The 1578-nt window shown below is 54.6% G+C and carries 2 protein-coding genes; one reads left to right on the top strand and one right to left on the bottom strand.

The window, feature by feature from the left end; genetic code table 11:
- The first annotated feature begins 39 nt into the window (after positions 1 to 39).
- Entirely contained in the window at positions 40 to 837 is a 798-nt protein-coding gene (locus H663_RS40845; protein WP_116695975.1) for a shikimate dehydrogenase family protein, read from the top strand.
- 270 nt (positions 838 to 1107) lie between these two features.
- Here the strand turns inward: H663_RS40845 and H663_RS40840 are convergent.
- The coding region (locus tag H663_RS40840; RefSeq protein ID WP_205872774.1) for a transposase at positions 1108 to 1578 on the bottom strand (471 nt) is incomplete at its 5' end.

Below are 1578 nucleotides of genomic sequence, written 5' to 3'. Positions count from 1 at the left end.
TTCAAACGTTAGGGCTCATACAACCTCCTCCTTCGCACCATGAAAATCAACGGGACAACGCAACTTCTTGGCCTCATCGGAGACCCCGTGTCACAGGCACGTACGCCCGCAATGGCAAATGAACTCCTGGAGCGCCGAAATAAGCTAGGCGCGCATGTTCTAGTGCCCATGCATGTCGCCTCTGAACAATTAGAACAATTCCTGTTAGGTCTTCGGGCAATGCGGAATTTCGGCGGAGCCGTAGTCACCATGCCCCACAAGACTGGTATGGCAGCGCTAATTGACGAACTTACGGCCGAATCCGCGTTGGTGGGTGCCGTCAATGTTATTCGTCGTCTTCCAGATGGAAAATTGGTCGGAACACTGCTCGACGGGGAAGGTTTCGTTGCTGGACTACAAGCAGCGGGTCATGCCGTCGCAGGAAAGGCATGCGTTCTGGTCGGGGCTGGAGGCGCCGCATCCGCAATCGCCTTCGCTCTGGCAAGGCATGGTTGCAGATCTTTATGCCTCCTAAATAGAACATCTTCAAAAGCTTCCTCTCTTGCGAAGCGCATTGGAGAGTTATTTCCGGAGGTTCAATTAGCTGTCACCCTACCAAGTCATTCAACGTTTGATATCGCGATAAATGGTACTAGCCTGGGAATGAGGGCTGGCGATCCATTGCCGATGGATGAAGATCTAATAGATCGAACAACGCTTGTCGCAGAATGCGTAGTCTCGCCAGAGATCACAGCGCTTCTTGAAGTCGCAAAACGCAGAGGGCGCCAGACTCATACTGGTGTGCATATGCTCGCTGCGCAAATAGAACTAATGCTCGCGTTCATGGGTTCCGAATGATCCCTAACGAGTAAGGATAGGTCGCGCGAAGCCGCGACCTGATCCGTTTGTTGGACGAGCCCGGTTCTGGGCGCTGGTTTTTGCCCTACAGAAAATATCTTTTTTGTCTTGCCTGCGAGATTGAGCATTCACTTGGCTCATGCGATACGACGGCGGTGCGCCTTGTGCCATTGCGGCACTTTTTGGGCAGTGTGTAGCTGTTTTTGGTCGAGCACATGCACAGTGCTTTTGGGGCACTGTTGCGCAATCCTCAAGCTGAGATCGGGCGTGTTACTGGTTCGTGGTGGCCTGACTGTGTTGCGGTGGCGGCGCATTGGTTGATGGCAAGATTCGGCGGCGCAGCACCCTCATGGCACCGGCACAGCACGCACACTTCCATTGCGCACGAGGGGTGGTCTGAGATGTCGCTGATGGGGTTGCGGTGCCACTTGGGCGCTTGAACACCAGCAATTTCAGCAAGGTGATCAGCCTTTTGCTGTTCGGATGCAAGAAACCAAAGTTGCGCGCCCTTCGAAAGCCTTTGGGCAGCACATGCTGCATCACTAGGCGCAGAAACTGCGCGCCACTCACGGTGCGCGTGGTCAAGCGTTTGGTTTTGCTGTCGCGCCAACGGTAGGTGACGTTGTTGCCGTCGCAGCGCAAGATGTCCTTCTCCTGAATGACGCCCCGGTACAGATAGCGGCCCAAGTAGATGATGGCCTTGTGACCACTGCCCACACGCTTGCAATCAACCACCCACAC

The sequence above is a fragment of the Limnohabitans planktonicus II-D5 genome, assembly GCF_001270065.2.
Classification (GTDB): Bacteria; Pseudomonadota; Gammaproteobacteria; order Burkholderiales; family Burkholderiaceae_C; genus Limnohabitans_A; species Limnohabitans_A planktonicus.
This window is presented reverse-complemented; position numbering and strand designations above follow the sequence as displayed.

Coding starts and splice junctions, on each gene's coding strand:
- H663_RS40845 (WP_116695975.1), top strand. CDS start 40: ATGAAAATCAACGGGACAACGCAACTTCTTGGCCTCATCGGAGACCCC.